This is a genomic window from Dickeya oryzae, from assembly GCF_009372235.1.
Taxonomy (GTDB): Bacteria; Pseudomonadota; Gammaproteobacteria; order Enterobacterales; family Enterobacteriaceae; genus Dickeya; species Dickeya oryzae.
In genome coordinates this window covers 144,545-168,833 of record NZ_ML762922.1, presented here as the reverse complement: position 1 = coordinate 168,833, position 24,289 = coordinate 144,545, and the positions used below count along the sequence as shown (strand labels likewise).

18 protein-coding genes and 1 pseudogene are annotated in these 24,289 nt (G+C 51.4%); 12 read left to right on the top strand and 7 right to left on the bottom strand.

Annotated features, from left to right (window positions below; all coding sequences use genetic code 11):
• The first annotated feature begins 135 nt into the window (after positions 1–135).
• On the top strand, positions 136–960 hold the full coding sequence (locus FAZ14_RS08135; protein ID WP_153508336.1) for a hypothetical protein: 825 nt from the start codon (positions 136–138) through the stop codon (positions 958–960).
• A gap of 359 nt (positions 961–1,319) precedes the next feature.
• On the opposite strand, the gene FAZ14_RS08130 is transcribed toward FAZ14_RS08135, so the two are convergent.
• Both FAZ14_RS08130 and FAZ14_RS08125 read right to left on the bottom strand, forming a co-directional pair.
• A complete protein-coding gene (locus tag FAZ14_RS08130) occupies positions 1,320–2,429 on the bottom strand; it encodes an SDR family oxidoreductase (RefSeq protein ID WP_016942237.1) in 1,110 nt (369 codons plus the stop codon).
• 900 nt (positions 2,430–3,329) lie between these two features.
• A complete protein-coding gene (locus FAZ14_RS08125; protein WP_016942235.1) occupies positions 3,330–4,115 on the bottom strand; it encodes a MipA/OmpV family protein in 786 nt (261 codons plus the stop codon).
• Positions 4,116–4,255: 140 nt separating this feature from the next.
• Here FAZ14_RS08125 and FAZ14_RS08120 point away from each other — a divergent pair, with 140 nt between their 5' ends.
• From FAZ14_RS08120 to FAZ14_RS08105, 4 genes are all read left to right on the top strand, one after another.
• Positions 4,256–4,951 (top strand): response regulator, encoded by a 696-nt coding sequence (locus tag FAZ14_RS08120; RefSeq protein WP_153508335.1) that lies wholly within the window; start codon positions 4,256–4,258, stop codon positions 4,949–4,951.
• Positions 4,948–6,117 carry a sensor histidine kinase gene (locus tag FAZ14_RS08115; protein ID WP_038925560.1) on the top strand — a complete coding sequence of 390 codons (1,170 nt, stop codon included), beginning with the start codon at positions 4,948–4,950 and terminating at the stop codon, positions 6,115–6,117. The genes FAZ14_RS08120 and FAZ14_RS08115 overlap by 4 nt, the downstream gene beginning before the upstream one ends.
• A 122-nt stretch (positions 6,118–6,239) precedes the next feature.
• Entirely contained in the window at positions 6,240–7,382 is a 1,143-nt protein-coding gene (locus FAZ14_RS08110) for an efflux RND transporter periplasmic adaptor subunit (protein WP_153508334.1), read from the top strand.
• The gene (locus FAZ14_RS08105) at positions 7,379–10,447 is read left to right on the top strand and encodes an efflux RND transporter permease subunit (protein ID WP_153508333.1); all 3,069 of its coding nucleotides are present in this window, start codon (positions 7,379–7,381) and stop codon (positions 10,445–10,447) included. Before FAZ14_RS08110 ends, FAZ14_RS08105 begins: the two co-directional genes overlap by 4 nt.
• 75 nt (positions 10,448–10,522) lie before the next feature.
• On the opposite strand, the gene FAZ14_RS08100 is transcribed toward FAZ14_RS08105, so the two are convergent.
• Positions 10,523–11,770, bottom strand: a complete 1,248-nt coding sequence (locus FAZ14_RS08100; protein ID WP_153508332.1) for a conjugal transfer protein TraF — start codon at positions 11,768–11,770, stop codon at positions 10,523–10,525.
• Between the two features lie 659 nt (positions 11,771–12,429).
• Here FAZ14_RS08100 and FAZ14_RS08095 point away from each other — a divergent pair.
• The gene (locus FAZ14_RS08095) at positions 12,430–12,825 is read left to right on the top strand and encodes a winged helix-turn-helix transcriptional regulator (protein WP_016942229.1); all 396 of its coding nucleotides are present in this window, start codon (positions 12,430–12,432) and stop codon (positions 12,823–12,825) included.
• 44 nt (positions 12,826–12,869) lie between these two features.
• On the opposite strand, the gene FAZ14_RS08090 is transcribed toward FAZ14_RS08095, so the two are convergent.
• Both FAZ14_RS08090 and FAZ14_RS08085 read right to left on the bottom strand, forming a co-directional pair.
• A complete protein-coding gene (locus FAZ14_RS08090) occupies positions 12,870–13,397 on the bottom strand; it encodes a P-loop NTPase family protein (RefSeq protein ID WP_153508331.1) in 528 nt (175 codons plus the stop codon).
• Positions 13,398–13,641: 244 nt separating this feature from the next.
• A complete protein-coding gene (locus FAZ14_RS08085; RefSeq protein ID WP_016942228.1) occupies positions 13,642–14,748 on the bottom strand; it encodes an ABC transporter substrate-binding protein in 1,107 nt (368 codons plus the stop codon).
• Between the two features lie 648 nt (positions 14,749–15,396).
• On the opposite strand from FAZ14_RS08085, the gene FAZ14_RS08080 reads away from it, so the two are divergent.
• A complete protein-coding gene (locus FAZ14_RS08080) occupies positions 15,397–16,605 on the top strand; it encodes an MFS transporter (protein ID WP_038925555.1) in 1,209 nt (402 codons plus the stop codon).
• 9 nt (positions 16,606–16,614) lie between these two features.
• Here FAZ14_RS08080 and FAZ14_RS08075 read toward each other — a convergent pair whose 3' ends face one another.
• Together FAZ14_RS08075 and FAZ14_RS08070 are read right to left on the bottom strand one after the other, a co-directional pair.
• On the bottom strand, positions 16,615–17,487 hold the full coding sequence (locus tag FAZ14_RS08075) for a bifunctional transcriptional activator/DNA repair enzyme AdaA (RefSeq protein ID WP_153508330.1): 873 nt from the start codon (positions 17,485–17,487) through the stop codon (positions 16,615–16,617).
• A 31-nt stretch (positions 17,488–17,518) separates the two neighbouring features.
• A complete protein-coding gene (locus FAZ14_RS08070) occupies positions 17,519–18,283 on the bottom strand; it encodes an SDR family oxidoreductase (protein ID WP_016942225.1) in 765 nt (254 codons plus the stop codon).
• Positions 18,284–19,030: 747 nt separating this feature from the next.
• On the opposite strand from FAZ14_RS08070, the gene FAZ14_RS08065 reads away from it, so the two are divergent.
• From FAZ14_RS08065 to FAZ14_RS08045, 5 genes and pseudogenes are all read left to right on the top strand, one after another.
• Positions 19,031–20,170 carry a D-alanyl-lipoteichoic acid biosynthesis protein DltD gene (locus FAZ14_RS08065; protein WP_016942224.1) on the top strand — a complete coding sequence of 380 codons (1,140 nt, stop codon included), beginning with the start codon at positions 19,031–19,033 and terminating at the stop codon, positions 20,168–20,170.
• A 129-nt stretch (positions 20,171–20,299) separates the two neighbouring features.
• Positions 20,300–21,418: a membrane-bound O-acyltransferase family protein gene (locus FAZ14_RS08060; RefSeq protein ID WP_016942223.1), complete on the top strand. Its 1,119-nt coding sequence runs from the start codon at positions 20,300–20,302 to the stop codon at positions 21,416–21,418.
• Complete coding sequence (locus FAZ14_RS08055) at positions 21,415–22,851, top strand: AMP-binding protein (protein WP_016942222.1); 1,437 nt, start codon at positions 21,415–21,417, stop codon at positions 22,849–22,851. Before FAZ14_RS08060 ends, FAZ14_RS08055 begins: the two co-directional genes overlap by 4 nt.
• A gap of 18 nt (positions 22,852–22,869) precedes the next feature.
• Positions 22,870–23,091 (top strand): acyl carrier protein, encoded by a 222-nt coding sequence (locus FAZ14_RS08050; RefSeq protein ID WP_012885859.1) that lies wholly within the window; start codon positions 22,870–22,872, stop codon positions 23,089–23,091.
• A gap of 320 nt (positions 23,092–23,411) precedes the next feature.
• A pseudogene (locus tag FAZ14_RS08045) lies at positions 23,412–24,026 on the top strand (helix-turn-helix domain-containing protein).
• The last annotated feature ends 263 nt before the right edge of the window (positions 24,027–24,289 follow it).

The following is a 24,289-nucleotide window of genomic DNA, read 5'->3' as shown; positions in this document are numbered from 1 at the left end:
AGTCAATCTTCCGCTCGCATAGGGTGGAAACGGCAGGCGTGATGGACCGATAACGCCCAGCCAGTCGACGCCGCGGCGACTTTACACACAGCCTGACGTCTTCGTAACGAGAATAATAAAATAAGGTGCTGCAACATGAGTCTGACGACGTATCTGGGTAAGCAGGTGCTGGGGGTGCTGGCCTGTTACCAACAAGGAAATGTAGTAATTCATATCTGTGGGGTGTATCCGCGTGCGGATAACAGCTTGAGGGTGTTCTTCCCAAAAGGGCATGACCTGACGGTGGGGACGCTGGCGACGATACACCTTGATAATCGCACCGGTGTTGATGAGTTCGATGCCAATATTTCGGTCTATCGTGCGTCGTACAAGGGCCGTGTGGTCAGCGTGGATGAAGATTGGGTGATTCTGGCACCGCGTGAATGCCAGTTGTTGCACGGGTTCACCCCGGTCGTGGATATTCGTGAGCCGGGTTACGTGTTCCCAACCGATAATCGCCCGGAACGACCGGTGCCCTGGACGGCGATGACGTCACTGCCTGATACCGAGCGCAAAGACTTTACCAATAAAGTTGGCGTATTGGTGACGATGGCTGAAGAGCAGCCGCATACTACGGTGCTGGCGTTCCTCTCCTCGGTCGAGGACGATATTTTCCTGATTACCTTCCCGGAAACCTTCAAATCCAAATTACTGAAACGTAATCCACATTGTTTCTTCGCGATGGATGAGCGTTCGCACTATACCTTTGAGCGTTCAATCGAGTGGAATTACACCCTGATTGAAGGTGATGCACATCTGATTGACCCGACAACGCCGTTGTTTGAAGAAGTGCGCCATGCGTTCATCAATAAGAACCCGTGGGAAATGGCGTTCTTCCTGCGCCCGAATCTGGAGATGTATCACATCAAGAGCCGACAATTGGTGTGTCCGGGGTCTCGCCAGTCTATTGACGCTGAGTGAAAGCTTACAAAGCAAGCATAAGGAATAATGTATCTATTAGTGCTCTGATATTGCAGAGTATTATTGCTTTTTATGGAAATAAAAATAATCAAAATAGTAAAGTGATTCTATTTGTTTATTTTATTTTATTTTATTTTATTTTGATGGGTTTTTGGGGAGGGGGTGAATATTGTGGAGTTACTTTATTTTTGTTGATATTTCATCAGCTTTCTATTTGAGAGGCTGGGGTAATTCTTTGATGGGGGTGATTTTTTGGTTAGTGAAAGGTATAGGTGGAAGATATAACGAAAAACAATAATGAACTCAGTTATTATCTGTCCTGCTATCATTATTCATGATAGCAGGACAGAGAAACTAGATTATTTAAAATCTACCGTCATTAGTTCCGGTATGCTGAAATGACGAGTGGTTTCCACACATTTATCCACATATTCGGTAAAGCGCGGCGGAGTTTTCATGCCCAGTTGCAGCAGTTTACGGTTGCTGAATTTCACATTTAACTGGGCGAATGAACCGTAAAGACGCATAGCGCGCAGCATCAGACGTTCATTGCAGGGGCCATACAGCTCGCTAAAGCTGCTACGTAGTTTAATAAGGTCAGGGTAAGTGACCTGACGGTAGGTTTCTCCCATCGGCGGACGTGCTGCTGCCTGCGCCATCGCCTCATCTATCTCGTTGAAACTGACACTGGAGTCTTCACCTGCAGAGATATGATAGACGTCATTAATCGCTTGTTCTGAATGCAACAACATCAGAATCGCATCAGCGCAGAAATCCACCGGAATGACATCGATTTTGTCATCAAGCGAACACATAAATTTATTGAGCTTTATCACCATTTCAAACACCCAGTAGATGCTGCTCGATGGTTTACAGCCCAAATGTGAATGGCCGACGATGATGGATGGGCGCACAATCAGCAACGGCATACCTGGGCAATGCTCACGTATCAGGTTTTCGATGGTGGCTTTAGACAGCGTGTATTCGACGATGTGCGATTTTTCCGTATCCAACTGACTGGATTCTTCTACCACCTGATCCTGCTCCGGAACGCACGACATCGCTGTGCCGATCTGGATAAATTTTTGCAGTGAAGCAACCTGACTCATACGCTTTGCAAATTCCAGCGTACCTTCCACATTAACTTTCCAAATGAGTGGGTTATTGCCAAATGAAGCAACCGCAGCACTGTTAATGACGTGGGTGATACTGTCCAGCACAGGATTCTGCAGAAAAGACGCTGGTTCGGCTAAATCACCGACGATAATATTGTCTTCTGTCAAACGAGATAATGATAATTCTGGGATATCAAATTTTCTCAGGTTGTTTAGAATCCGTTTAAGTCCATCTTGTTTGTTAGCAGCCCTGACCAGCATGAATATATTTTCAATGTGCTTGTCCTGTAGCGCTTTTTCCATAATTGCACCGCCAAGGAAACCTGTGGCCCCGGTGATGAATACTTTTTTCATGGCATGATAATCCTGATTAAATTGTCAAAAGGCACAAAAGCAAGTGCTGTCTGAATAGTTTTCAGGAGCAGCATGGCTATTATATTTCAGAATGCTTTATTTTTTCAATTTCTATGATGCTTTTTCTTAAATTGTTGCTGTTCGGTTTAGTTTGTTATATTTTTTATTTTTGCTTAAGGTTTAATTTTTCTTGGCTATTTTTTGTTATGGCTTTTTATAAAATGAAAGACCACAAGAAAATTATTATAATACTCATTGAGATAGTGCAATACAGAGATAGTGGTCTGACAATTAAAGTACAGACTCAATTTCTAACTGAATGGTTCTTTGTGTGTTGGACGATGAAATCCATTATTTGAGTTTAGTAAGGCATCGCACTGTACCTGTATGAAAACTTGTAATGTAAAACGTATCGTGATGTTGTACTGCATTAGTGTACTGATTGCATGTGGGTAATTGCCAATTTGGTGTTATGTCAGCAATAAGGTTGCTCTTATCGGTTGAATGGCAAGATATTATATTGACTGGTAAACGCTGTTGGAAACAGCATTACCTCATGATATAGCATTAGTATTTTGTTTTTAATAACTAAGATCGACTATTTTATATGCATTAATAGAAGCAATAACGATAATAGTGCGAGGGAAGGTCGGAGGACTTGCCTTCTCAACCCTGATATTTATCGTATTTGCTCCCCATCTGTATGATAGGTATAACGTGAATTAGCTATGAAATTAGAGGGGCTTCGTTTGGTTCATAGGAGAAATCAGGGGATTATTTTGCAATATTATCGCCGGATACCTCACAGAGCGAAAAGCACATCAATCTGACTTTCCTGTGGTGATATTGGGTAGTATCCGGCGTAGTTTTTGGTGATTAAGCCATCTCTAAGTGTACTGTTTAGAACGTATAAGTAACGGCAAATAGTCCTTCACCCTGATTGGAGCGAAACACGATGGGGCTGTCTGAGGCTTTATCGTTTAGCCGGGTATAGCTGCCACTGAGCGTAGTGGCCCAATGCGGGTCAAACTGATGTGTCCAGAACAATGAAACAGACTGTCCATATAAACCACTTTGGGCCTGATAGGCGCGATAACCCGAGTTCTGGCTCTGTTGCTGGTTGACACCGTAAAACAGGTTGTTATAGCGAGCATCGCCGAACAGTAGTATCCCCTGTGCGCCGAGCGTGTCTGAGTTATTCTGGAACAAGATACCTGTCAGCGAGGTCTGGTATTGTATACCCTGACTGTCGGTTAGCGGCAAAATCGCTTTTGCCTCTATAGACAGTTGGTCGGTAAATTGCCAACCGAACGCCACGGCGGTGTTCAACACCCCATCAATTTTGCCCATACCGCGTAATTTGTCGGAACCAGGACGAGATGATGAGTTCTTGTCGGTACGACCAGGCGAATAGTTCAATGTATGCTCAAAATAGAACTGGCCGAGTTGTAAATCATAGCCAGCACCTTTGGCCGAATCAAAAAAGAAGGCACCTTCGCGGGCTTCAATGACTGGTAGTAGATTCCATACACGCTCGTCCGAACCGCTGTAGCGTGGTCCATTGTGGGTGGCAAGACCTATGGTTAGACCATCTTGCTGGCCGGGCGCGGTATCATTTGCCCAACTCACGTTATTAGCGGCACAGAAAAGAGTGGCGATGTAAAAAGGGATATGTCGCACTATCATCCGATCTCAACTCCTTAAACGGGGAAAGTGTATTGCCTTATACTGGCGTTTTCGTGCTTCCTTGTACGAAGCACTTTAGTATACACACGAGAGCGAGTGCCCTACCGATAAATTATGAAAAAATTGTAAAGAGAGTCATGATGAGTCTGAAACGCATTCTGATAATTGAAGATGACACAGATGCTGCCGGTGTGCTGGAAGCGTACCTGAAACGTGATAATTTTCAGGTACTGCTGGCGAGTGATGGCGTTGGCGGACTGGAAATGGCGTTGCGAGTAAAGCCTGATCTGATCCTGCTCGATGTGATGCTGCCGGGCATGAACGGGACTGAAGTGTTGATGACTTTACGCCGTAAAAGTGACATCCCGGTTATCATGGTTACCGCGATGGGGGATGACACTGACAAGATAGGTGCCTTGCGCTACGGTGCCGATGACTACGTTACCAAACCCTATCACCCTGGTGAGGTAGTGGCGCGGGTACATGCCGTATTACGACGCACTGGCGGTGTGATGACGCCAGGCCGGACGTTGAGCTTTGGCATGCTGCTAGTCGATCAGGATGCGATGCTGGCGGCAGTGACTGACACACAAGGGCATAGTCAGCCGCTGGAGCTGACGCCGACAGAGTTTAGCCTGCTGACGACCCTATTGCGGGCGCAGACTCGCGCCTTTTCCCGTCAGGAACTGCTGGAAGCCTGTCTGCCCGATAGCGACGCGCTGGAGCGGGTGGTGGATACGCACATTTATAATCTGCGCAAAAAACTCGAAGCGGTGGGTATTAGCGGGGTACTGCTAACGGTTCGTGCGGTGGGTTACCGGTTTCGTCAGCCATGAATAATATACCTCATCTATCGTTGTGGCGCTGGCTTTGCCTGCGGATTCTTTCACTGGCGATTGGTGCGGTAGTGCTGATCGCCACCTGCATGTGGCTGCGTTTCTTTGTCTGGAATCTCTGGGTGATGCACAAGATGCCAGACGCGGTACGCCACGAGTTTATCCTGCTGCGTGAGAATCCCACGCTGGATCTCGCCCGTTATTATGAACTGCTCAGTACCTGGTTCGGCCCGGACGTCTTTGATCCGTCTATCGCGACGGTGGACTGGCTGATTTTAAGTCTGCTGGTGCTGGTCGCCATTCCGCTAATTGTCGTCCTGGGATTATGGGCCGCCCGACCATTGTCGGTACAGTTCAGCCAGTTGGCGATGTCGGCGCGTACGGTAGCGCGCGGACAGTTTTCCACTCGTGCCCGGATGGTGCCGGGAGCGCCTGCTGAGCTGACTTTGCTGACCCGTGACTTTAACGCCATGACCGCACAACTTGAGCGCTATGAACGTGAATTGCATGCCTCGCATGTAGCAATGGCACATGAGTTGCGATCGCCGCTGACGGCGGCGATGGGGCGATTGCAAGGGATGCTGGATGGTGTTTTCCAGCCAGATACCCACCAGTTACAAATGGTGATGAACCAGATGCTTAACCTTAACCGGCTGATTGAGGATCTGCATTTACTTTCGATGGCCAGTGCCGGACAACTGGTTATCGATAAAACCCGGCTGAACCTGGTCGAGCTGTTGCGTGACCGTATCGCCTGGCTGAAACCCAATGCGGAGGCGGCATGTTTTACAGTGACATTGTATGCCGATGGGGAGGGGTATTGTCTGGCGGATCCGATCCGGTTGGGGCAGGTTTTTACCATTCTGATAGATAACGCCCTGCGCTATGCGGTGGAAGGTAAGACGCAGCGGATTGACATCGTACGTCGGCAGGACCGATGGCGAATTCAGTTTCGCGACTACGGGCCTGGCGTTAGTGACGCATTCTTGCCACATATCTTTGAGCGTTTTTCCCGGGCGGATACTTCGCGGGCGCGCCATTCCGGCGGCAGCGGACTGGGGTTGTCCATTGCCGAAGCGATTTGTGAGGCGCTTGGTGGCAGCCTGACGGCGGAAAACCATTCGCAAGGAGGTATGTGTTTTACCCTTGATTTGCCGGTAGCATGACACGAGGAACATATTGTAATGACAATTGTTTTCAGTACTCTTGACCATTTCTTGATACAGCGTGGAGTCAATCTGGAAATGTGTGCGGTGTAATGATCGATAGCAGTCAACAGGAAATCACCATGACACAGACAGGATCCATGCTTTACGTTTTGCATCATTTGAGCTGTCACTGGCGCAGCGCTGTTGCTCGTGCCTGTGGCGTGTGGGCGGTATTACTGCTTATCGGTGTGCTATCCGGTTGCGATAACACCAGTAGCAAGCCCGCGTCTGCGCCGCTGCGCCCGGTGCGTACCGTGACAGTCGAGCCATCCGATACCGGTGATGTCTTATCCCAGACCGGCGAGATCCGTCCGGCGGAAGAAACTGCGCTGGGTTTCCGTCTGGATGGTCGAATCGTATCGCGTATGGTGGATGTCGGGTCAGAGGTAAAGGCTGGCGATGTGATAGCCACGCTCGATCCCCGCGACACGGATAACCAGCTACAAAGCGCGAAGGCGGATTTGACCCGAGCGATAGCATCGGAGCGACTCGCGGAGCAAAATCTTAACCGAATGAAACAACTGGCGCCGAATGGCGCTATTTCCCGCTCTCAACTCGATGAGGCCCAGTCGAACTGGGCATCGGCGGTATCGGTGCGTGAAAGCGCACAAGCCAGTGTCAAAAGTGCCCAGGACCGCCTGGGGTATACCCGGCTCTCTGCGCCGGTCGCCGGTGTGATCACCTCGGTTAGCGCTAACCCCGGTCAGGTGGTGACTGCGGGTCAGGAAGTGGTGCGACTGGCGACGTTTACTGGCCGCGATGCGGTTTTCAATGTCTCTGAACGGTTGATTACCAGCGGTCTGACCGACCCACTGGTGACCGTGTCCTTGTTATCCAATCCGGCTATCAAAGTCCGTGGGCGTGTGCGGGACGTCAGCCCGTTGGCGGACGCGGAAACCCGTACCTGGCGGGTGCGGGTTTCACTCACCGAACCACCGAAAGAAATGGTGCTGGGAGCCACCGTAGAGGGTGAAATCACGCTGCCCGGCAGTCGCGTTATCGTGTTGCCAGCCTCAGCGCTCACCCGTCAGGGAGATAATCCGGCGGTGTTTGTGGTTGACCCACAGACGCAGGTGTTGCGGTTACAACCGATCACCCTGCGGCAGTATAGCGAATCTCAGTTGGTTGTTGCCGGTGGTTTGTCGGCGGGTGACAAGGTGGTCACCGCTGGCGTGAGTAAACTGCGGGCGGGTGAAAAGGTCGCGCTGGCGGAGGCGCAATGATGTCATCGGGATTCAAGCAAAAATGGAACCTTTCTGCCTGGGCACTGGCCCATCAGCAACTGGTGGCATTTCTGATGCTGGTCGTTGTGGCTGCCGGTGTGATGAGCTATGAGCGCTTGCCGCGTAACGAAGACCCGGCGTTTACCATCAAAACCGCAGTGGTCTCTGCCAGTTGGCCCGGAGCCACCGTGCAGGATACCGTCAGCTTTGTGACCGATGTGCTGGAAAAGAAGCTGCAGGAAACGCCTTACCTTGATTTTACTGAAAGTTACAGCCGCGCTGGTGAGGCGGTGATATTCGTCAACCTGCGTGACAATACCCCACCGTCCAAAGTGCAGAGCATCTGGTATACCGTTCGCAAAAAGATGAAGGATGTTGCCCCCGGTCTGCCTGATGGGGTGACTGAGCCAGCGGTTAACGATGAGTTTGACGACACGTTCGGCACTATCTATGGCTTTACCGCCGAGGGATTCTCGCCGCGTGAGCTGCGCGATAAGGTGGATGACATTCGTACTGCGCTGCTCTCTACACCGGATATCGGCAAAATTGAGGTATTGGGCGCGCAGGATGAGCAGATTGTGGTGGCCTTTTCGCCCAGACAACTGGCAGGGATGGGGCTTTCCCTGCAACAGGTGGCGGCAGCGTTGCAGGCACAGAATGCCGTTAGTCCGGCTGGCATCATTCGAACCGATAGTGACAAGGTGGCGCTTCGGGTCAGCGGCGCATTTGTGTCCGAAGCAAGCCTGCGGGATGTGACGCTGCGTATTGGGAACCGTTTCATTCCGCTGACCGACATCGCGACGATTCACCGTCAGGCGGCTGAGCCGCCCGCACCAGCGTTCCGCGTTAATGGACAACCGGCCATTGGACTGGCGATTTCAATGGCATCGACCGGCAATATGCTGGATTTCGGCAACGCGCTGCGCAGCAAGATGGCGACGATCAGCGCGTCACTACCGTATGGGATTGAGGTCACCAACGTGGCGGATCAATCTGCGGTGGTGGCGTCGTCGGTCAACGGTTTTGTCCGGGTGCTGCTGGAGGCCGTCGTGATCGTGCTGGCGGTATCGTTTGTCTCGCTAGGTAGCCGTGCTGGTCTGGTGGTGGCGGCGTCGATACCGATTGTGCTGGCGATGACCTTCACCGGTATGGAGGTGGCAGGTATTGGCCTGCAGCGCATTTCACTGGGGGCGCTGATTATCGCGCTCGGGCTGCTGGTGGACGACGCCATGATCACGGTGGAGGCGATGGTATCGAGTCTGGAGAAGGGCGATGCCCGTGAACAGGCCGCTACCCGTGCTTATGACACCACCGCGTTTCCGATGCTGACCGGTACGCTGGTGATGATCGCAGGTTTCATTCCAGTGGGGTTTGCCGCATCCAGCGCCGGTGAGTACTGCTACTCGCTGTTTATTGTGGTGATGATTTCGCTCATCAGCTCCTGGGTGGTGGCTATTCTGTTCTCGCCGCTGATTGGCGTCTGGTTGCTGCCGAAGGCGGTGAAAGCCCATCAACATAACGCCGGGTGGCTGTCGCGTCTCTACGAGCGCTTGTTGTCGAGCGCGTTGCGCTACCGTGGCCGAACACTGATGCTGGCGGTGGTGTTGCTGGCGCTGGCTATCGTTGCTGCTGGTCGGCTGGAAGGCGAGTTTTTCCCGGCATCGGACCGGCCAGAACTGCTGGTCAGCCTGACGTTGCCGAATAATGCCTCTCAGGAAGCGACCGAACGAGAGGTGGAGCGGCTGGAACAGTCGCTGAAAGACGACCCGGATCTGGATCATTTCTCTACCTATGTCGGCTCCGGTGCAGTACGTTTTTATCTGCCCATGGACGTACTGTTAGAAAATGAAAATATCGCGCAACTGGTGGTGGTCGCGAAAGGGTTAAAAGAGCGGGATGCGCTGCGTGCCCGATTGGAGAAACGCCTGCAACAGGATTTCAGCCATTTGGTGACCCGCGTATCGCCGCTGGAATTAGGGCCACCCGTTGGCTGGCCGCTCAAATACCGGGTGAGCGGGCCAGATATTAGCAAGGTTCGTGAGTATGCGACTGGCCTGGCCGCGCTGATTGGCAACACCCCCGGTACACGGGAAGTGAACCTGACCGCCGGTGAACCGGAGCGTGCGATTCGTATTGACCTCAATCAGACGGAAGCGCGTGCGGTGGGCATCAGTTCGCAGGATGTCGCCAGCGCGTTGGCGACCATTTTCTCCGGCACCACGGTAACCAGCGTGCGCGATCGTAACCGCATGGTGGGTGTGGTGGTGCGTGCCCGTGATGAGGAGCGCCAGGATCTGGATACGGTTGCCAGTCTGCAACTGCGTGCGGCTAATGGGCAACAGGTTCCGCTGGGGCAGATAGCCTCCATCGGGTATGGCATTGACGAACCGATTATCTGGCGTCACAAGCGTATCCCTTTTATCACGGTACAAACCGACCTGGCTCCTGGGGTTCGTGCTCAGGCATTGTCAGCGACGTTGGCACCGAAAGTGGCGGCGTATCAGGCGACATTACCCTCGGGTTACCGTATTAAAGAAGGCGGCTCGGTAGCGGAGTCCAACAAGGGGAACAGTTCGGTATACCGGGTGTTGCCGGTCACGCTGCTGGTGATGTTGATATTGCTGATGGTGCAGTTACAACGCTTCTCTCGCATGATGCTGGCGGTGATGATGGCACCGTTCGGGCTGATTGGCATCGTGGCGGCGATGCTGCCAACCGGTACGCCGATGGGGTTTGTCGCTTTACTCGGGGTTATCGCCCTGGCAGGGATGATCATTCGTAATGCGGTGATCCTGATCAGTGAGGTGGACACCAACACCGCCGCCGGTATGTCGGCCTCCGAGGCAATTATTCACGCGGCTCGCCACCGATCGCGTCCCATTCTGCTGACTGCCATGGCGGCGATTTTGGGGATGATCCCTATCTCCAGACAGGTATTCTGGGGGCCGATGGCCTACGCCATTATCGGCGGGCTGATCGTCGCGACATTGCTGACGCTGACGGTGTTACCAGCGGCTATCAGTCTGGTGATGCAGTGGGAGGCGCGCACTAAATCGCGGCGATAACGCGGGGATAACGCGGGTAAGATGGCCTGTTATCTGAATATGGCCCGGCATCAGTCACGATACCGGGCCACAGGCTCAGAAGGTAAAACTCAGTTTGGCGGCAGCGCCATAGGTGTGTTGGCTGGCGGTACCGACCATGCCGGTCAGGTCAAGGTGGACGCCGAAGGGAGATAGCCCAACACCGGCGGTGACCTGGTCTTTGTCACTGTCGCGCATATTGGCGCGATAACCCACACGCAATTGCGCCCAGGACAACACGCGATATTCCGCACCCACACCGGCGTACTGGTTCTTTTTCTCCGCATCAAAACCACTGGCGGGCGTCAGGTCGATATCGGTCGCCAGCGTCAGCTTGTCTTTGTTCCAGGCGGTACCGGCAGTGACCTGCGGGCGAAGGCTGAAAGTGCGCTGAATGCCCTGCACCTCTTTGGTATCGATCCGGCGTCCTATCAGGTTTTGTGCCACCAGACCGGCGCTCCAGTTGGGCGTCAGGTTGGTACTTACCCCCAAATCCAGGTTCGCACCGGTCGTGGATTTTCTGAATTCTGAATTGCGAAAATCGGAGGTACTGTAGTTATTGATTGATGCAATATAGTTATAGGTATCAATCCGTTGCAGTTTCGGTGTGATACCGACCGAGACCGGCTGACCGGCAATACTGAATGCTTTCGCCATGGCGACACCGTACTCGGTCACCAGCGCGCCTGCGCCTTCGGCCCGGGAGGTGAAGCTATTCAGGTCGGCTGAACTGGGAATGGTTCTCCCGGCCGCCACGCTATCCAGATAGGCCAGGTCACGGTCGGTCACCACCGCTTTGGCGTTGGCAACCCCCCAGCCTTTCACAACAAAAGCGAAGGGGAGTGTTTGATTGGGAACCGCAATGACGGCCGCTGCCGCGGCATCGCCGTAAGCGCGATCGCCATTGATGCCTTCCAATTCACCCCGTAGCGACTGAAAGGAGGAGATACCCTGTTGTAACGCCAGTCGACGCAACAGCGGGTTGGTGACACCGCTGCTGGCGTTCAGCGTGTTTTTGACGCTGTCCCAACTGCTTTTGATACGATCGAATTTGTCTTCCACTTTGTCTGGATCGGAAACGAAGACGCCAACGGACGGGAGGATCACGCTAACATTGTCGCTGGCCTGTGCGTTGGTGAGCAGTGCCGGGTTGGTCAATGCCGCAGAACCGTAGTGGGATGAGGCGACACCCGTTCCTCCCATAGCGTCATTCCTTGCATCCGACCAGGTGCCAGCGGCAAAGGTGACGGCGGGAGAAAACAAACCCGCAACCGTTATGGCGCGGACGAGTGAGTTTTTGTGCATACGAGCATTCCTTTATCAAATAAGGGATTGAGGAAAGATTTCCTTTTTGCTGTGTGCTCGTAGTGTTTTTTCAAAATAAACGTAGTAGCTAAAGTAAAAGTAGAGGACACCCTTATACAGACTGAGAAAAAATACTCCAGTGGCAGGAGGCTTGTCTCACAGCAGCTTGAAATGGCTTTTTCGGTGTGTCGCTTTTTCAGTGTGTTATTGCACCAAAGACTCGCGTGCAAAAAGCATCGACAGCCTAACATTTTCATTTTTGGCAGTGATAGTCTTTTACCTGATATCAGGCACTTCTGGTGGCGTGTTTTTCTAGTTTGTTGAATTTATTATCTTTATTGATTGCGTGAATAGCGTGCTTTAATTCGCTTTATTTGATGGAATGAATGTCTTGAATTAATGTCGATATTATGTAATCCCTGTATTATCTGCCAGATAACGTCAATATCCACCCTGTAGCCGCGTTGCCTCTTTTTTCCTTATTTTCTTTGTGATGATGGCGGCATTCATTTACCTCTCATTATTCCATTAGATTATTTTATGCTGATGATGTTTTTAATCCCTGATAGGGTGAAAGTGCAAGGGGCATCGGAAAGCGAGTGTTTATTTCTACCGCTATCTTGTACCGGCGTGTGGGCAGTAACGATAAAAGGTGAAGCATGCAAAAAGTTGAACGATTTCAGCGTGGGGATTTACTGGTAGCGGCCTGTCCGTCGCGCGAGGTTTTACAACATATCACCAGCCGCTGGGGCATTCTGATTCTGATTGTACTGGAGTCCAAAACGCTGCGGTTCAGTGAATTACGTCGGCTGATTAATGGTATCAGCGAACGGATGCTGGCTCAGACCTTACAATGTCTGGAAGGCGACGGTTTGATTCATCGGGTGGCTTACGATGTGGTGCCGCCGCACGTGGAATACAGCCTGACCCCGCTGGGAAAAGAAGCATCGGAAAAGGTGCGTGTGCTGGTCGATTGGATAGAAGAAAGCATGCCGCGTATTACTGAACACTGGCGTAAATCGGGGGCACCGCGCTCGTTGAAAACGCCTGCCTGATATTTACTGCGCGTTTGAACTGCGTGACAGGTTGTCCCCGAATGCTATCTTGTGAGGCCCCACGCATCAAACTGTTTGTTGATTTCCTTAATGGATGCGAGCTTTATCTTGGGGAGTGTTAGCGTTTCAAAAAGCTCAGCATAGTATTTCCTGTTCCCTGGCGTGACAGCGGTAATATGGTGGACCATTTTCCAGTTCAGTCTGTCTTTTCCTCCCTCCAGACCACCATAACGCTGGTATTGAAACAGTGTGCGATTCACATAGCGAGACAAACTCGCCAGTGTGGATACATCAAGCAAAATAAGCCCGGTGGCACGGGATAAACGCTGCGGCAGGCATCTTTTATAATTTCCATCCATGACCCACTTTTCTTTATTGATTGCCGCATCGTGCAATAGCAGAAATTCATTGAATGGACGTTCTTGCCAGTTCGAATAGGGGATATGGAAAAAACGGTCCAGATGAATAACCTCCAGATGACGTTTCTTCGCGATGGCATGCGCCAGAGTAGATTTACCGCTATTTGATGGGCCGATAATGCAAATTCTGTCGCCTAAATCGGAAAGTTTCATCGAGACTCTCATTCATCGCCGCTGAATCCGAGCCAATAATACTGACGTTGATGCCATTGTTCTATTATTAATCAACCGCTTAACGGGAGGGGGGGATTATCTCGAATGATGCTGCCACTGGCGCGATAACAGAACATCCCGGCCTTAAGGCCAGGATGTTAAATATGCTTGTTTAATCAAGCAGGTTGCAGCATAAGGGGGCTTTTTACCGTTCTTGTGCTGCTAAGTCAGAACGGTTTGTGGCTCAGGGTTTTGCCAGTGAAATGGCAAAGGTACCCTGCGGAACCACCGGCAGATATTTACGGTAATAGTCGAGATAGTTTTTGACCGGATCGATATCTTTGAATAACTCCGGGTAGAGGGATTTGGCAATGAATTGCACCATGGCAAAGTCAGACAGCGTACGTGACGCGCCCTGATAAACCGCGAATACCTGCTGGTTTTTCACCGCGGGGAAATCAGCCCAGCCAGCGCGCTGCGTGAACCCACGCAATTTTGCTTCAGCATCCGCTTTATTCACACCCACGCCCATGAGCATTGCATCGGCGACTTTATTGTCCTCACGACCGGAGAAGAACACGGCGTCTGGTTTGCTGCTCAGCACTTGCTCTGGGTTCATGATTCCCCACAATTTCACATAGGGGGCGGCAATATTATCGCCACCGGCTAAATCCAGCATCGATCCCCACATGTTTTGACCGTAGGTAAAGGAGTATTCGGACGGGCCACGGTTACCGAATTCAAAATACACTTTGGGTTTAGGTTTATGGGCCGCCGCGATACGTGCTTCTACCGTTTCGATGCTGCTTTGATAAAAGTGAGCTATCTCATTGGCACGTTCGGTTTTTCCCGTCAGTTGACCAAATATTTGCGTTGATTTCACATGCAGAGCGACCGTCTGAGCGTTGTAATCCACCACGACGACAGGGATATGCAGTTGCTCAAGGGTGGTGACTTCTGCTTTCAGCGCCTGATATTGCCAGCTCGCCAGGATCACCACATCGGGTTTCAGGCTGATCAATTTCTCAATTGACACGTTATGCAAGTCAACTTCGCCAATATCGGGCAGTGTTGCCAGTGAAGGGCGATGTTTCACGTACATCTCCCAGTTGGCCGGAACCTTGCCACGCCAGGCTTCGCGCGAGATGCCTACGACATGATCAAAGGCTTTCTCACCGCCGACCGCCATGTAGTCTTCAAAGTAAAAACCCAGAATGGCACGTTTAACCGGCACCTCAACGGTCACGTTGCGCCCGGCGGTGTCATTGATCGTCACTTGTGCGGCGATGGAGGCACCGCTAATGACAGATAAACCGAGTAACACGATACCCCTGAAAATACTGAACAACATCCTGACCTCTCTTCTTATATGACCTGAAATCATGCGCCGAAAAAGCTGAATAAGAATAATAAAAATTCGCATTAAAAGATAGAAGCAGATAGATATTGTGAATCGGTTAGGAGACTTCTACGTATTTCATCGTCTCTGGGGAAGTACGAGGTAATGATCTGGCTCCCTGAAAAGGCCTATCTTCCTATGTTTGTCTTGATATCTATCAGGAGCACTGGCATCAAGAGAGAATGTATGGGCTGGTGGCCTTACCTTCTCCCAAATCAGTGCGGTACTAAATCAGCGTTTACTGAACAAAGGCAAAGAGATCAGATAAGGCCAGTCACTTTGTCATGACTAATCAGCCTTTTTCTTTCCCACCTCAACAAATTCGTTTTTAAACAAACGCAGTAAACGCGCAGGCAGATCACTATACCGAACACGTCATCCAGCAATATCACAGCCTCTTCCTAATGTTACCGTCGTGTATCATACAACTGACTTGAAAGCCGATTACTTTCATTTTTCGAGGGTGGTGAGTGACGTCTGTTCTCAGTATCCAGCGGGGCTTACCCCACTGACAGGTTGGGGGGCGTTTTCGGCTATGGCACATACCGCCCGTCTCAGGCAAGCTGGACCACGATGGTTAGCAACGTAAAAAGGATTCCGATGCCTTTACGATCACTTCAGGCGCTGTGTTTAGTGAATTTTTTCATGGCCGATGTCAGAGATGGCCTCGGTCCCTTTTTGGGGATTTTTCTCACCGAGCATCACTGGAAAGCCGATGACATCGGCTGGATCATGACCGTCGGTGGTTTGGCGGGCCTGGTTGCCACTATGCCTTGCGGGCTGGCCGCAGATGCGTCGCGCAACAAACGGGCGGTGCTCGTTGTCTGCTGTGTGCTCATCACTGCCGCAACCTTGTTGCTTTGGTTTTTCCCGAATCGGTATGTTGTGGGGTTCTCTCAGGTGATAACTGGGGTATCCGCAACCTTTATTGCGCCCTTGTTGACCGGGATTACGCTGGGGCTGACGGGCCCGTCCGGCTTTAACCATCAGATGGGAAGGAACGAGGCGTTTAATCATGGCGGGAACATGAGCGCAGCGATGTTAGCGGGCGCGCTGGTGATCTACTGGGGAACTGATGTCGTCTTTATCCTGATGACCGGTATGGCGATATGCGCCACGCTGGCGGTTTTGGCTATCCGACATCGTGATATCGATAACCGTGTGGCCCGTGGGTTAAGCGGCGCTGACGATGCTGCCCCGGCTCCCAGACTTTCTGTCATTATCACGCACCCGGCGGTGGTGACGACCGGGGCAACACTGATGCTCTTTCACCTCGCCAACGCCGCCTTGCTGCCGATGCTCAGCATGCGGGTGGCCGCGATGCCTGATGGCGAAATGAGTGCGGGCGTATATGCGGCGGCGACCGTTATTATTTCTCAGTTGGTGATGATCCCGGTGGCGTTATTTGCCGCCGCCAAAGCGGGTAAATACGGTTATGCGGCGCTGATTACGTTGGCGTTAATCATGTTGCCGCTGCGTGCCGTGCTGGCATCGGTATCCGCCGGGCCATTTTTTATGATACCGGTTCAGGTATTAGATGGTGTGGCGGCGGGGCTTCTGGGGGTGGCGGTCCCCGGTTATATCGTCAGGTTGCTGGAAGGCAGCGGGCATACCAATGCCGGGCTGAGCGTTGTCATGTTACTGCAAGGCATCGGGGCGTCATTCAGCCCCGCGCTTGCAGGGAATATTGCCGCGGCCTACTCCTACCGCACTGCGTTTGCTGTACTTGGCGGCATAGCCATACTGGCGCTGCTCTTCTGGTGGCTTCGGCGTTTGCTGGCCTGGGACCGACAACGGCAGTACGATTAGCGCCGCTGGTTACTCATACCTTGCGGATTCCCAGGCGTGTATCGCGTGTTTTCGGGTTTCTCCCCAGTGGTAGCCGCCGATTTTTCCACTTTGTTGGATGACACGGTGGCAGGGTATCAGGAAGGCGACCGGATTGGCGCCGACCGCCAGTCCCACCGCTCTTGCCGCGTTGTGATGGCCGATGGCATCGGCCACCTGAGAGTAGCTCACGACAGTGGCCGGGGGGATCTGTAACAGCGCTTTCCAGACGCTAATCTGAAAGTTGGTGCCGGTCACATGCAATGAAATCGGGCGATCCGGTGGTGTTTTCATGGCAAACAGCGTGTCTATCACCGTTTGTGTCCGTTGCGGATTGTTATGCATCACGGCATGTGGCCAGGTGTGATGCAATGCTGCCAGTGGTTCTCCCGCATCGTTGTTGTCCAGAAAGGAAAGGCTGCAAATGCCTCGGGGTGTCACGGCAATAAAGGCGTTACCGAACGGCGTAGGGTGAACCGCGTATTCGATGATAAGGCCCGCACCTTGTTGTTTGTATTCCCCCGGCGTTACCGCTTCGAGATGAACGAAATGGTCGTACAACCGCGAGCTACTGCTTAACCCCACGGCGTCGGCCACATCAAGCAGCGGTCTTGACTCGCGCAGTAGCGCTTTGGCCCGTTCGAGGGTCAGCACCTGTAAGAAGCGTTTCGGTGTAACGCCAGCCCAGCGGCTAAACAGCCGCTGAAAGTGGAAAGGACTCAGGTGAACGTGTGCGGCAATCTCATCGAGTGTGGGCTGGCTGTTCACACTGTTGGCGATGAACGTGATGGCATCGGCGATGCGTGCATAATCTGAATGTTCATAGTCTGAAGGTGCAGCGTCTGAATGTGTGTAGTCTGGCATCGTCATCTTCCATCCCCTTAGTAGTCGTTATTCAGGTGCGGCAGATGGAGGCGCCGCCATCTGCCAGAAGTGCAATGCCGGTGGTGAAACTGGCGGCATCAGACGCAAGATAAAGGGCTGATGCGGCAATCTCTTCCGGCTGCGCCAGACGTTTTAGGGCATGAAGTCCCTGAACAAACGCCAGTGACTCCGGGTCACGGGTGAAGGCCTGTCCCATCGGTGTGTCCGTCCCGCCCGGTAGCAGTGCGTTTACCCGAATCCCCTGAGCGCCAAACTCTGCTGCAAGCACCCGCGTCAGGCCGATTAACCCAGACTTGCTCGCGGCATAAGCCGCCATACCCGGCAAGCCGAGGGTATAACCCACGAAGGTTGACGTAAAAATGACCGAACCGCCACCCCGGCGGAGCATGGCCGGAATTTGGTGTTTAGCGCCAACAAAGGCGCTCGTCAAATTCGTGTTCAAGGTGTCTTCCCACTCGGCAAGACTCATGTCCAGTATGCTACCGGTTTCTCCGGTAGTTCCGGCATTATTAACGGCAATATCCAGCCCGCCATAGCAATCCATCGCCAGCTCAACCAGCGATTTTGCAAAAGCCTCGTTTTTGACATCGCCGGCTAAGGCTACCGCGTGACCGCCAGCCTGAGTTATCTCCTCAACCAGCGTGTTGAGCGCTTGCTGACGTCGGGCACCCACGATAACGCGAGCGCCTTCCTGAGCAAACCGTTTGGCCGTTGCATACCCGATGCCAGAGCTGGCACCGGTGATAATGGCTATTTTGTCAGACAAGTCAGGCATGGTGAAAACCTCCGGGTGTGTCATGTTCACGTTGATGTCATGTTCACGTTGATAGTGTGTGGCAGGTGTAGGCGAAGTATGGGGAGTGCAGCGCTTCACTGCGACCCGGATCTTGCTGTCTTTACATCAGGCCAGGCGGAGGGATATGTGTTAGCGTCGACATGGTTGGATTTCGTGCGTTGTTGATGCAGGATAATTCTGTCAGAGAAGGTGTGCATTTATCATAGGCGCGCGAATTCATCAGCGTGGTGAGGAGGCAGATACCTCAATGAATGTGCGGTGGCATCAGTTCCCTAATGCTATTGTCGATGTTTTTTCGCGAAAGTGAGAGAGACGAGATTATAAGGTTTTGGTCGTTATTTTCTGATATGGTGGGTATGACGCGTTTGTTTTTCTTTAATTTCCTTTTTTATCATTGTGTTAGATGATATTTTTCTACGGTTTGACAACGACTCAGTTTATTCAATAATGCCCTTCAGGCCCTGATACTACCGTGCTGAATCAAAAGAAGGTCGTGCAAGTGCGAATGATAATGGTGCCTCTTCCTTCGCGTTTTAGCGTTCATTTCTGTGTGATATCAGTCTTGCCCACTCAACCGTCTACACACTGTACATACCGTTACACAGCAACACTCATCATCGAAGATTAGCCTGGTATATAGTGTCGTAAAAAAACAGTAATCGACGTCGTGTGAAGATAAAAAATTAACAAATTCCAAACAAATTGAAGTCATGTAGTTTTACTTTTATGAAGAAACTTAAAAATACTATCTGCCTACATCTCCTGATGGCGATGCTCGCCATTCTGGTTCTTAGCGTTCCCCCGTTGGTGACGAGCTTTGATCCGCCGCTGAATTTCCAGCCATTGATTAAAAGCCTGGACGGTACGCCCAAAGAACTCAAGGAGAAAATGGCGACTATTTCTCATGCATTACAAGGGAATGCGATTTTCTTTATCGGCGCATCGGAAGTTTCCACATCTGAAGATGAACATTACGCTGTCTATAATTACTTTAATAATCAGTTACGTCGGCCGGTTGTCGCCTATGGTGATGTTTATATCGATAACATTGCACATTTTTTACTGCTATCACGCTTTAAAAACGACCTGAATGCTAACAGCAAGGTGGTGTTGCAACTGGCACCCGATAGTTTTTACGGTGATGGTGTCCCTGGGGCTGTTTTTGCCGATAATTTCCCGCCCTCGGTGTTTAATCCCCTGATGGAAGATGCCGAACCGCGCCGCTTTTTGGTGAGTTATTTACAGAATCTCAACATCGGCGAGGTCAGTCATTTAACCTTCGCCCAGATGCGTATTTATGGCTGGCATCCGCAAATTATCTGGCAGGAAGTGAGCTATCAGTTTGCGATTTTCTGCGAAATGATAAAAAAAGACTGGCTGGCAAGACTGGGGATTGAGCCTCAACCGGTACAGCCGTGGCCTGTTAAGCCCTCGCCTGAAATTGTTCCCAACTGGGATAATGAATTGGCTAACGCCCATGAACTGAATAAATCTCGTCAGCAAAGTGCGGCGACATTCTGGATGGATAAGTCTGTCTATGATGACGATCCGACACAGGATGTATGGGACGACGCGCCGCTATTTCCTGCACAAATGGAGGCATTCCAGGCAACAATCAAGCTGCTCAAAGAGCGCCACGTTCAGGTGGTAGTGATTGTGGATGCGATTAATCCGTGGGCGATTAAAAACTCCGAGAAATTCCAGTCGATTGATAAACAAATCAGGTCGATGCTGGATGAGAATCAGGTTCCTTATCTTGATATGTACGCCATGCCTTATCAGAACGGCTGGAACTGGGACCGCCTGCATCCAACAGACCCGGCATGGGTGGTGATGGACCGTTTTATTGCTGAGAGTTTTAAATGATGAAATACGCGATTCGCCTTTTTTTTATTTATCTCTTGCTGGCGGTGACCATCGTGGCGTGGACCTCTGTTGATGACAGCATGAGTTTACAAGTGCATTTTGAATATCAAAAGTTCTGAGGGATGAATGATGTATAGCTCCGGAACATTTTTTTTCTGCCTGTTTGGATTAGCACTGTTGTTTGTGCTGATTAATCGGCTATGGCATTACCGGCTGACCTATTTATCCGCCATTTCTGCACTGGTGTTGTTAGGCTGGGGATATATTTTCCAGGGTGATTATATTGTCCCTGTGGCAGTTTTCCTGAGCTTTTATATTATTGTCACGTTGAAAGAAAAAGGCTGGTTAAAGACCTGGCAGGCGGTAACCTTGACGCTGCTGCCGTTGTTTTTGGTGAAATTACACTTGAACAACCACTGGGGGATGATCGGCTTGTCGTTTATGACATTTCGTGCCGTTGACGTATTACTGTATCGCACCCAAAAAGACGGCCAGAATTTCCTGCATTATTTCGGCTATCTCTTTATGCCGCTGGTTATTTCTGCCGGGCCTATGTATCGCTGGCGCGCCTGGGTGACGGATATTAATAAGCCGTCCTTCGTTATCACTCGCGAGCAGTTTTTACCTGCCATGGAGCAGATTTTCATCGGTATTATCCAGAAATTCCTGTTCGCTATGCTGATTGATAACCTGGTCATTCAGTCGTGGAGTCATCGCCCGTTTACCTTGAGCGTCGGCGTTGTGATGTCGGTGGCTTACAGCGCGTACCTTTACTTTGATTTTGCCGGTTACAGCAATATGGCTATTGGGGCAGGGCGCTTATTTGGCCTCAACATCCCGGCGAACTTCAATATGCCGATCCTGGCTAAAAATCCGCAAGATTTCTGGCGTCGCTTCCACATTAGCTTGTCCGAATGGCTAAGGGATGTGGTTTTTATGCCGATTTATATGAATCTGATGAAGATCGATTTTTTCCGACAGAATAAAACGCTGGCACAAAACATTGGCATTTTTTGCACCCTGTTTTGTATGGGGGCATGGAACGGACTTGAACGACACTATATCATCAGCGGCGCGCTGTTTGGCGCCATTTCTGTTGCACACAATATGTTGCAGTGGTCAGCCAAACGTAGTCCAACGTTCAGCAACTGGTTACAACGTCCAGTCATTGCGTTCCTGGGGCGAATTCTGACGCTGGCAAGCGCCGCTGTATCTCTTTACATCTTTAGCGGAATGTCACCTCTATGAACTATCACTCCGAGCTTAAGGAACTGCAAGATTTCTTGCATGCGGTACTACTCAAGCCCGCGAACCCACACCAGTTGGCGATTAGCGGTAGCGATGAGGCAATGACCTGGCAACAGCTCTCGGTCGCCGTTAGCGATTGGCAGCAGCGTTATCAGGATTGCCAGCAGCCTGCTGGTACACCGGTCGTGTTATACGGGCATCAACAGGCAGAATTTGCCGTGGCGATTTATAGCTGCCTGTTGCATAACATTCCCTACGTGCCGGTGGATTGCATCTACCCGCAGGAACGACTGCGGGAAATCTGCCAGCAGGCGAAAGCGCCTTACTACTACGATGTGGCCACGAAGCAGTTCATCGCCACCGGTGAGGAAGGGCAGGTGCTGGCCGAGCCGGACCTCGCCTACATCATGTTCACGTCAGGCAGTACCGGCAAACCGAAAGGTGTGCAGATTGGGCGTGAGAGCCTGTGGCACTTCATGAAATGGGTGCGTCAGGACTTTTCCCTGCCTGAGGTGCCGGTATTGATGAACCATGCGGTATTCAGCTTTGATCTCTCGTTGATCCCGTTGCTGGCGAACCTGGCGACCGGCGGGCACATCGTCCTGAATGCGAAAGAGGATATCGCGGCGGAAAACTGGCTCGATCGACTGAAAAACAACGCGGTGTCTGTTTGGGTTTCCACGCCGTCTTTTGCCTATCAACGTTTGCTCTCCCCACAGTTCAACAGTGACTATTTACCGAGTCTGAACGTTTTTGTTTTTATCGGCGAAGTGTTAAACAAGGCGCTGGTAAAACAGCTACGCCGTCGTTTCCCGCATGCCAAAATTCTCAACTCCTATGGCCCCACCGAAGCGACCATCGCTACCACGGTTGTCGAAATTACCGATGAGATCCTGTGCAGTGAAAACGATGTCCTGCCGGTTGGGGCGATGATGCCGGACTCCCACATGGAAATTACCGCCGAAGGTGAGCTGATTATCTGGGGTAAGAACGTGATGCGCGGCTACCTTGGGTTAGCGCAGGAGAACGCGGCGAAATTGTTACATCGGGAGAGCGAGCAGTTCCGCGGTTATCGCACCGGCGATCTGGGCTATGAAGAAAACGGTGTCCTGTATTGCCAGGGCCGTAACGATAGCCAGATCAAGCTGAACGGCTACCGTATCGAAATCAACGAGATTGAAAATCGCCTGCTGGCGATGCCTGATATTAGTGAAGCGGTGGTGCTGCCGTTAATGAAGTCAGGCGGCGGCGTGTTGCGTATTGCCGCGTTCTGCGTCACGAAACTGGCGCCTGATGCGATCAAAACCTCGCTTTCGAAGGTGATTCCACCCTATATGGTGCCTTCTCAGATTATTATTAAAGATGCGTTGCCGCTGAATCCTAACGGCAAAATAGATCGTAAACTGCTGGATACTCATGCCCGCACTAATTGATTACACCAGGAAATGATGATGGAACAAGAGATACTCGCCCTGTTTGAAAAGGTCTTATCCCGCAAAGTGGGGTTTAATGATGAACTGATTGAGTCTGATATCCTCGACTCGATTCTGGCCGTCGATCTGGTGTTGGAAGTGCAGGACGTTTACGGCTGCATGATCCCGCCAACCGAAGTCGCCACTGTTCTGAAGACCCCGGCTGATTTGGCTCGTTACATTGAAGAGCATCGCGGTTAAGCCTGGATAAACGGCGAATACTCGTCTCGTTTCAAGACCCCGGATGCTGTCATTCGGGGTCTTTTTTTCAGCCCTAAACCGCCTCCTGGGGAGGTGATGATTGTTCCGGAAAGGCTTTATCCTGAAGAAAGCCGATGCGTAAATGTCCCGTCTTACACTTTGATTATGCAGAGGAGCGGTGATGCTTTTTCCTCGCTAAGACCTTCAAGAAGAAGACTAAATAGCTGCGCCGAATAGTAGATCACTTTGAGGGAACTCAGCCCGGATTGTGCGATCTGATCAATCGCCAAATCAAAACAAATCACCAACCGGACTGAGCGATGCCGATCATAGCACCAATTCCCCGTGACGAACGACGCCTGATGCAGAAAGCAATCCATAAAACGCACGATAAAAACTATGCCCGGCGGCTCACCGCCATGCTGATGCTGCATCGGGGTGGCCGCGTCAGCGACGTTGCCAGAACAGCTCTGCTGTGCCCGTTCTTCCGTCGGCCGATGGATTAACTGGTTCACGTTGTCGGGTGTCGCAGGACTGAAATCCTTACCCGCAGGGCGTTCCCGCCGATGGCCCTTTGAGCATATCTGTAACTTGTTACGTGAACTGATAAAGCATTCTCCCGGCGATTTTGGTTATCAACGTTCACGTTGGAGTACAGAACTACTGGCAATAAAAATCAACGAAATAACCGGATGCCAGGTACACGCCGTAACCGTTCGTCGCTGGCTGAAGGAAAATCCGAAGTTCAGGGTCATTTATCAGCCGGTTTACTCGCCATGGGTGAATCATGTGGAACGGCTATGGCAGACACTTCACGACACAATAACACGCAATCATCAGTGCAGTTCAATGTGGCAACTGTTGAAAAAGTTCGCCATTTTATGGAAACCGTCAGCCCATTCCCCGGAGGTAAGCATGGTCTGGCAAAAATGTAGCGGTATTAGGCGTAGCTATTTAGTGAATCCCCTGGAGCTTACTCAAGTCAGTGACTGGGGTGAGTGACAAATTGGCGAAGCCGATTTGAACGCTGCAGCAGCGGCCCCGAAGGGGCGAGGTCCATGAAATGGCCGAGTAACGAAGCCAACGCACCTGCAACGTGAAGTATGACGGGTATATATGCCATTACGCTTGGGTACTCAAGCCCGAAAGACGAACTTGAACAGCATATTGATGCACACAAAAAATGGCTTGCGGATAA

Coding starts and splice junctions, on each gene's coding strand:
- FAZ14_RS08120 (WP_153508335.1), top strand. CDS start 4,256: ATGAGTCTGAAACGCATTCTGATAATTGAAGATGACACAGATGCTGCC.
- FAZ14_RS08130 (WP_016942237.1), bottom strand. CDS start 2,429: ATGAAAAAAGTATTCATCACCGGGGCCACAGGTTTCCTTGGCGGTGCA.
- FAZ14_RS08070 (WP_016942225.1), bottom strand. CDS start 18,283: ATGCCTGACTTGTCTGACAAAATAGCCATTATCACCGGTGCCAGCTCT.
- FAZ14_RS08090 (WP_153508331.1), bottom strand. CDS start 13,397: ATGAAACTTTCCGATTTAGGCGACAGAATTTGCATTATCGGCCCATCA.
- FAZ14_RS08100 (WP_153508332.1), bottom strand. CDS start 11,770: ATGCACAAAAACTCACTCGTCCGCGCCATAACGGTTGCGGGTTTGTTT.
- FAZ14_RS08115 (WP_038925560.1), top strand. CDS start 4,948: ATGAATAATATACCTCATCTATCGTTGTGGCGCTGGCTTTGCCTGCGG.
- FAZ14_RS08095 (WP_016942229.1), top strand. CDS start 12,430: ATGCAAAAAGTTGAACGATTTCAGCGTGGGGATTTACTGGTAGCGGCC.
- FAZ14_RS08065 (WP_016942224.1), top strand. CDS start 19,031: ATGAAGAAACTTAAAAATACTATCTGCCTACATCTCCTGATGGCGATG.
- FAZ14_RS08060 (WP_016942223.1), top strand. CDS start 20,300: ATGTATAGCTCCGGAACATTTTTTTTCTGCCTGTTTGGATTAGCACTG.
- FAZ14_RS08105 (WP_153508333.1), top strand. CDS start 7,379: ATGATGTCATCGGGATTCAAGCAAAAATGGAACCTTTCTGCCTGGGCA.
- FAZ14_RS08050 (WP_012885859.1), top strand. CDS start 22,870: ATGGAACAAGAGATACTCGCCCTGTTTGAAAAGGTCTTATCCCGCAAA.
- FAZ14_RS08055 (WP_016942222.1), top strand. CDS start 21,415: ATGAACTATCACTCCGAGCTTAAGGAACTGCAAGATTTCTTGCATGCG.
- FAZ14_RS08125 (WP_016942235.1), bottom strand. CDS start 4,115: ATGATAGTGCGACATATCCCTTTTTACATCGCCACTCTTTTCTGTGCC.
- FAZ14_RS08075 (WP_153508330.1), bottom strand. CDS start 17,487: ATGCCAGACTACACACATTCAGACGCTGCACCTTCAGACTATGAACAT.
- FAZ14_RS08110 (WP_153508334.1), top strand. CDS start 6,240: ATGACACAGACAGGATCCATGCTTTACGTTTTGCATCATTTGAGCTGT.
- FAZ14_RS08080 (WP_038925555.1), top strand. CDS start 15,397: ATGCCTTTACGATCACTTCAGGCGCTGTGTTTAGTGAATTTTTTCATG.
- FAZ14_RS08135 (WP_153508336.1), top strand. CDS start 136: ATGAGTCTGACGACGTATCTGGGTAAGCAGGTGCTGGGGGTGCTGGCC.
- FAZ14_RS08085 (WP_016942228.1), bottom strand. CDS start 14,748: ATGTTGTTCAGTATTTTCAGGGGTATCGTGTTACTCGGTTTATCTGTC.